Genomic DNA, 7,180 nt, shown 5'->3' with positions numbered 1-7,180 from the left:
CCGCTTGCTGGCTGGCATGGAGATGGGCTTGGAAGGCGGCCACAGGAGTTTCCTGCACAAGGCCACCAACGGCCGCTGGAAGGGCGAGGTCGCCGAGGCCGATCTCGCCCGCTACCGCGCCAAGGTGGAGGCCGCCCTGTCGTCAGCCCTGATCGCCTGGCTGGAGGGCGGCCGCGCCATCGCGGGTGATCCGCGCGTTTCGCCCGACCAGCATTACAGTTGATAAGCTCTATTTCGCTTCGATCTCGTCGATCAGCCGGACAAGTTCGCCGCGACGTCTTTTCACCTCGCGCAGGTGAGCGTCGACCTCCGCCAACTTTCATCGTGATCGGCGCGATCGTCGGCTTCGGCTTCGCCCCGACCCTTGTCACCCTGGGTAGCTCGGCGCTGGGCGGAGAGGCTCATCTGGCAATGGCGCTGGCGATCACGGGCGTCGCCACTGCGCTGATCTCATTCGCTGGTTTCGGGCTCGCCATGTTGGGCATGCCCGTGGCGCCCGTCTGTTGCAGAGAGCGCCTGAAACCGGACGGACTGCAGCGGGTTGCAGCGAAAGACCGCCCACCTTGCTGGAGCTTGTGCCTGACGCGCGAAGGCTTAGCGTCGCCGCGTGGTCCCTATTGCGCCCCGAGGTGCAACTTGGAGAGCGCCACATTGGTGTGGCATCGAGGCTTAGAGACTAGGTTTTGGCCGGCCGGTTGGCGCCCATTCCGTCAAGAACCTGCCGAACTTTGCGCGCCAGGCTGTCTAGGCTGAACGGCTTGGGCAGGAATGCGACACCGGGATCAAGCGTTCCGTTGTGAATGACGGCGTTCTGTGTGTAGCCCGTGGTGTAGAGGACCTTGAGGTCTGGGCGGCGCGCCACCGCTTGGTCGGCGAGCCGACGGCCGTTCATGTCAGGCATGACGATGTCGGTGAACAGCAAACTAATCGAGGGCTGCAAATCGAGCTGCTGCAGAGCCTGAGTGGCGTTCTCGGCCGGGACGACCGTGTAGCCCAACTCCCGCAGGGCATCGACGCTCATGTTGCGCACCGCCGGTTCGTCCTCGACCACCAGAATGACCTCTGTGGCGGCGCCGAGCGGTTTGGGTTCAGCCAAGGCGTCTGAAGTCCGGGCGGCGGTATTGCCGGTGAATCGAGGCAGGTAGAGTTTCACCGACGTCCCCTGCCCGGGTTCCGAATAGATCTTAACATGGCCGCCGGACTGTTTGACGAAGCCGTACACTTGGCTGAGGCCCAGGCCTGTCCCGCGCCCCGCACCCTTAGTGCTGTAGAATGGGTCGAAAGCCCGTTCGACCACCTCGGGCGGCATGCCGGAGCCGGTGTCTGTAACGGCTATCAGGACATACTGCCCGGGTTCCACCTCAGGATGGACCGCCGCGTACGCGTCATCGAGATGGGTATTGGATGTCTCGACGGTGAGGTGGCCGCCGTCCGGCATGGCGTCCCGCGCATTGACACAGAGATTGAGCAAGGCGTTCTCAAGCTGGCCTGCGTCGGCATAGGTCCGCCAGATCCCGCCCGCCAAGACCGTCTCGATCTTCAGGGTCTCGCCGATGGTGCGTCTCAGCATCTCTGACATGCTGCCGACGAGCTTGTTGGGATCGACGGCGTCTGGCTCGAGCGGGGACTGACGTGAGAAGGCCAGCAGACGGGCGGTCAGGTTCGCCGCGCGGTGGGCGCCTTCCAGCGCGTTGTCGATGCAGGCCCTTGCCTTTGGCGGATCGCTCTCCAGCCGGCGGCTAGCGATATCGAGGCTCCCGATCACGATGGCCAGCATGTTGTTGAAGTCGTGAGCGATGCCGCCGGTCAATTGGCCGACAGCTTCCATCTTCTGAAGTTGGCGCACCTGAGCGCTGGCCGCCTCGATCTCCCGGGTCCGCTCCTGCACGCGATGTTCCAGGACCTCGCTCAGATGGCGCAACCGGTCTTCATCGGCCTTGCGATCGGTGATGTCGTGGGCGACGGCGATGATGCCAGCCACACCCTCGCCATCGTCGCGCCACGGGGTCTTGGAAATCTGGTAGACACGGGACTCGCCACGCTCAACGAAGCGCTCTTCGACGATCCGCGCCTGTCCCGTCCCCATCACCTCCCGGTCTGCCGCCTCAAGGGCGTCGGCCACGATGCTAGGCAGGAAATCCCCCGCACGGCGGCCCAAGAGATGTTCCCTGGAAGCACCATAGAGTTGCCCCGCCCGGTCATTGGCGAGCACGAAGCGGGCGTTCCGATCCTTCACGAAAATCGGGTCGATGCTCTGGTCGATGACCAGCTGCAGGAAGGCATGGGCCTTGGCTAGGTCTTCGGACGCCGCCCTTAGCCGATCAGCGGCCCCCGCTCGGTCCGACGCGCGCAACGAAAACGCACCTGCGGCGGTCGCCAAGGCGAGCAACACCGCGCCAAGGCCTGAAAGTGCAATGATCGAGGCCTGGCTTCGGGCGTTGGCCTCGCTCACCACGCGGTGTCGCGCCGTCATCAAGCGCTGCTCCTGGACCTCAATCTGGCTCAACGTGGCTCGGGCCTGGTCCATCACGCGTTTGCCGTCGCCCTGGCGGATGCCATTCACCGCAGCCGCGTGGTCCCCGGACCTCTGCCGGACTATGGCGCTGTCGAGGCTCGCGAGGCGCCGGCCGACGATCTCGGCCAGCCTTGCGATCAAGAGTTGCTGGCCCGGATTGTCCAGGGTTAGCGATTTCAGTTCGGCCAGTTCCGTGAGCGCCTGCGAACGCCCGGCGCGATAGGGCTCCAGATAGGACTCATCTCCGACCAACAGGTAGCCCCTCTGACCCGTCTCCGCGTCATCCAGGGCTGTGCGAAGCCTCTGCGCTGTGAGCAGCACCTCGTAGGTATGCCGCTCCCAAGAAGCGGCTTGGAGGCGTTCGCTACTCGCGCGCACCGCAAACAGCACAAGCGCGCCCGCCAGCCCTGCGAGCACAAGCAATAACAGGGCGGAAAGGCTCCAGCGGCTGCTTTCGGGGCGGCTTGCGGCGCTCGTCTCGCCCATCACCTTTTGCCCGCCCCCGTGGCGCGCGAGGCGCCGGTCAATTCGAATCTCAGCGTCGATAGCAAGCGATCAAGCGGCAGATCGTCTAGACCGAAGTTCCAGCGCACAGCTTAGGACACCACTTCGATATTTCTCAAGAGGAACGGGTCCAGGTAGCCGCCTTCGACCCCAAGGGGACCTTCGCTCGGCCCTGACGCCGCCCGCTTTGCGCCAAAACTACTTGCGGTACGAAATTGGCGGCTGGCTCACAGGCCAACCGCCAATTCAAGTGCCTACGTTCTACTTGGCGGGAACCTTGGTGGTTTGGGAGGCGACGGCCACCCAATGGCCGTTGCGCTTCTGGAACACGTCGGTCCAGCTGTAAGTCCCGCTGGTGTCCTTGCCCTTTTCACTGCTCGTTTCGTCGTCGTAGCCCTGCACCACAGCGACGGTTCCGTATGACCGGACCACCACGTCATGGTTCTTGATCGCGGTGACCTTGCTGGTGGGATCCTTCAGGTTCGCCATGGCCTGGGCCTTGTTGAATTGCTTCCCGCTCCATCCTCGCCCCACCCAGTCCGGAGCCAAGATCGCGTCCGTTACCTTGGCGTCCTGCGTCAGGGACGCGGCCGACCACTTCGCCTCGAGGTCGGTGAGGGTCTTGCTCACGTCCTCGGCGGCCGCAGCAACCCCCGCCGCTCCCGCCAACATCAAAGCCGCTGCACTCATGATGACAAACCGCATGGTTGTTACTCCCCCCAATGGCAAAGTTGCCAAACCGGAGCATGCCGACAGGGCCATGAAACGTCTACGGCTAAGCTTCGGGTCCGCGCCTGGCAGAAATTGCGGTGAGGGTTGCTGCTTTCGAACCCCGAGGCCGCTTGAGCGGACCTGGTGGTGATTGGGCAATAAGAGGGCTTAGCGGTGCGGGGCGCTCAATGCGGGGCCACGGTTGTGTAGAGCAAGGCCGCGCCCGAGAGCGCCATCACCCCAAAGGTGATCCAGACGAAAGTGCGTGAGAGGGGCCCGCCCCGGTTGGTCCCGAGGATGCCGGCATTGCCGTTGATGCGGCCGATCAGGAAGAGCAGCGGCACGGCCGCGACGCCGTTGAACACCGCCGTGAAGACGAGCGCCTTCATGGCGTCGATGCCCACGAAATTGAGCGAAAGCCCCACCAGCGTCGAGACCGTTATCACGCCGTAGAACCCGCGCGCGTCACTCAGCTTCCGTGACAGACCTTCCTTCCAACCGAAGGCTTCTGACAGGGCGTAGGCGGCGGAGCCGGCGAGAACCGGGATGCCCAGCAAGCCCAGACCAACGATGCCCACCGCAAACAGGTTGCGCGCGAGCTGGCCGGAGTTCGGGAACGAGCGGACGAGGGGTTCCAGCGCCTTGGCCGCGTCTGCGGCCGTGTTGATGTTGGTCACGCCGTGACGGAATAGGACCGATGCCGTCGTGATGATGATGAACCACTGCGCCACCTCGGACGCCACCATGCCCGCCGTGGTGTCGAGCCGCATGTCCGAGATGAAGCCGCTGGGAAGGCGAGGTTCGCCGTTCCCTTGCAGGGGCACATCTCGTGCGATCTCCTCCTCGACCTCCTCCGAGGCCTGCCAGAAGAACATGTAGGGCGAGATCGACGTACCGAAGACGCCGGTGATGATGAAGAGGAATGAGAAGGTGAACTCTATGTGGGGCACGACGGTCGCGCGGAGGATTTCGCCCCACGGCTGATGGACCATCAGCGCGGTCGCTGGGTAAGCCAGCAGCGCCAGCGCCAGCCATTTGAGGACCTTCGCGTAGGTCCGGTAGCTGACAAAGATCTCCAAGAGCAGGACCACGGCCGTGGTCAACAACGCCAGGGCCCAGGTGGGCAGGCCGACGACGAGGGCCGTGGCCTCCGCCACTGCCCCGATGTCGGCGCCGATATTGATGGTGTTGGCGACAACGACCAGCAACACGACGCCGATCAGGACCCGCCGCGAGTAGTGTTCCTTGATGACGCCGGCGAGCCCCTTGCCGGTGACCGCGCCGATGCGGCCGCACGCTTCCTGAACGGCGAGGAGCAGCGGGATTTGATAGAGGGCGGTCCAGAGCTGGCCGAAGCCGAACTGCGCCCCGGTCTGGGAATAGGTGGCGATACCCGACGGATCGTCATCCGCCGCACCGGTGATCACGCCGGGACCGAGGACCCTGAAGAGTCGGAACGGGCCGCGCCACCACCGCCCCGGCGTGGCCTCGGAAGCCTCCGGCTTTGCGTCATCTCGCGGCGCGGCAGCCAAGCGGCACCTCATTCTTGCGGACAGCGGGAAGGAAGTTGGACCTAGGCCATCGGTCTGACGGCGCGGTCCGTTCGACCGCCAAAGCCAAAACTTATGTCCTGAGCCCTCCCCCCCTGTCCCGGAACATAGCAAGGTCGCCTAGAAACGTCATTTGTTGCGGGAATTCTTGATATACCGCGCGGTGGTTACGCCTGGTGATCGCGGCGGTGCGCGGCCGCGCCGGACGCGCGACCTTGGGCCCCTTCGGCCTTAGTCCGCTGAGGCGGCACGATCCAATTGAACCGCGACCCACCCAGACCGGTCCACAAACGCGGCCCCCAGCTTGTCGTTGAGCGCGTGGGCAACGCCTGAGTTGGCAACCTCATCGCGAACGGAGGCGGCCAAATCCGGTCGCTGTTCGGCCATCTCGGAGATGCGTCCTCTGACCTGATCGAAGTCGATGCGGTTCCCGTCAGCAAACCGCTCCCGTCCAAGGACCCCTCCCGCCCACCGAGCAAGCCGCGACGGCGGAACGCATAGGGGTGGGCCTCGCTAGGGTTTTCGCGCCGTCGCAGTCTTTCCGGCAGGCGACGGGGGCGGCGGGGGCGGCGGGCTCGTTTCGGGCGGGGCCGGAGGAGATTTGGTTCCTGGCTCCAGATAGAGGGAACTCTTCTGATGGCAGGCGGACAGCGTGCAAGCCACCGCTGCAATCGCGATCACCCACCGGCGCATGCCTTTCCCTCGCTCTGCCCGTGACCCCAATTTAGGCGCACAAGGGGCCGGGAGAAGTCCATTGAGTGAGATTCCCGCGGGTCGCGGCCGGTCGCCCAGCCATCTGCGCAGGGCGCTGGGCCAGGGGCGATTGCCGTTTGGCTGACGGGTGCGCGCCTTGGCTGTGTGTCCTAAGTGTGTGGTGAACACCGCCTTGCGGCGCCGATCCTATCGCGTGGAGGCCGACCCGTGCCGATAACATCTCGCCCGATCCGGTCCGCCGTCCGGGTGGCCGCCGAGCACCCTTGGGTGACAGTGGTCGGCGCGATGGCCCTCTGCGTCGCGGCGCTGTGGTTCGTGGTCGGCCACTTCGATATGACCAGCGACACCGCCAAGCTCATCTCCGACAAGGTCGCCTGGCGCCGACGCGAGCTCGCGATGGACGCCGCTTTCCCGCAGAACGGCGACTCCACGGTCGTGGTGATCGATGGCGCAACACCGGAGCTGGCCGAAGCCGCCGCGGCCAGCCTGACGGCCAGACTGACGCCCAACACCAAGCTGTTCCGCAGCGTGCAGCGACCGGACGGCGGCCCGTACTTCGCCCGCGAAGGCCTGCTCTTTCTGCCGACCAAGGAGGTCCAGGACACCGTCAACCGACTGGTCTCGTCGCAGCCGTTTCTGGGTCCCATGGCTTACGACCCCAGCTTGCGCGGGATCATGACTGCGATCGCAACGCTGGCGGACGGCGTGCAGGCCGGTCAGGCGCCGATCGCCTCCGTCGAGACGCCGCTGAGCGCCCTTGCGGACAGCCTTGAAGCTGCAGCGTCGGGCAAGCCGGCCTTCTTCTCATGGCAGGGCCTCGTCGGCGCCACCGGCGGCCCCTTGAGCGCGCCCAAGCGCCGCTTCATCGTCATCCGCCCGAAACTGGACTACGGCGACCTCACGCCCGGCGTGGCGGCCAGCGACGCGATCCGCGCCGCCGTCCGGAGCCTCGCCCTGGACTCAGGCCATGGCGTGCGAGTTCGCCTGACGGGCTCGGTCCCACTTTCCGATGAGGAGTTCTCCTCCCTCGCCGATCGCGCCTGGCTGGTGTCGGGGGCCATGGTGCTGGCGGTGCTCGTCATGCTGTGGCTCGCCGTGAGGTCCTTCAAGCTGGTGGCGGCGATCCTGGCCACCACCTTCGCCGGCCTCTTGCTGACCACCGCCGCAGGCCTCGTCACCGTGGGTC

At 65.4% G+C, this 7,180-nt stretch carries 5 protein-coding genes; 2 read left to right on the top strand and 3 right to left on the bottom strand.

What is annotated here, in order from left to right; translation table 11 throughout:
• The coding region (locus VGI62_RS13195; protein WP_331504957.1) for a hypothetical protein at positions 1-223 on the top strand (223 nt) is incomplete at its 5' end.
• A 453-nt stretch (positions 224-676) separates the two neighbouring features.
• On the opposite strand, the gene VGI62_RS13190 is transcribed toward VGI62_RS13195, so the two are convergent.
• The 3 genes from VGI62_RS13190 to VGI62_RS13180 all read right to left on the bottom strand — a co-directional run bounded on the left by VGI62_RS13190 (position 677) and on the right by VGI62_RS13180 (position 5,262).
• Entirely contained in the window at positions 677-3,001 is a 2,325-nt protein-coding gene (locus VGI62_RS13190) for a CHASE3 domain-containing protein (RefSeq protein WP_331504956.1), read from the bottom strand.
• Between the two features lie 279 nt (positions 3,002-3,280).
• Complete coding sequence (locus VGI62_RS13185) at positions 3,281-3,724, bottom strand: nuclear transport factor 2 family protein (protein WP_331504955.1); 444 nt, start codon at positions 3,722-3,724, stop codon at positions 3,281-3,283.
• A gap of 191 nt (positions 3,725-3,915) precedes the next feature.
• A complete protein-coding gene (locus VGI62_RS13180) occupies positions 3,916-5,262 on the bottom strand; it encodes a divalent metal cation transporter (RefSeq protein WP_331504954.1) in 1,347 nt (448 codons plus the stop codon).
• Between the two features lie 939 nt (positions 5,263-6,201).
• Here VGI62_RS13180 and VGI62_RS13175 point away from each other — a divergent pair.
• A partial coding sequence (locus VGI62_RS13175) for an MMPL family transporter (protein WP_331504953.1) occupies positions 6,202-7,180 on the top strand: 979 nt, incomplete at its 3' end.

It is taken from the genome of Phenylobacterium sp., from assembly GCF_036495085.1.
In the GTDB taxonomy this organism is placed as follows: Bacteria; Pseudomonadota; Alphaproteobacteria; order Caulobacterales; family Caulobacteraceae; genus Phenylobacterium.
The sequence above is the reverse complement of the archived record's forward strand: the minus strand, read 5'-3'. Positions and strand labels throughout refer to the sequence as shown.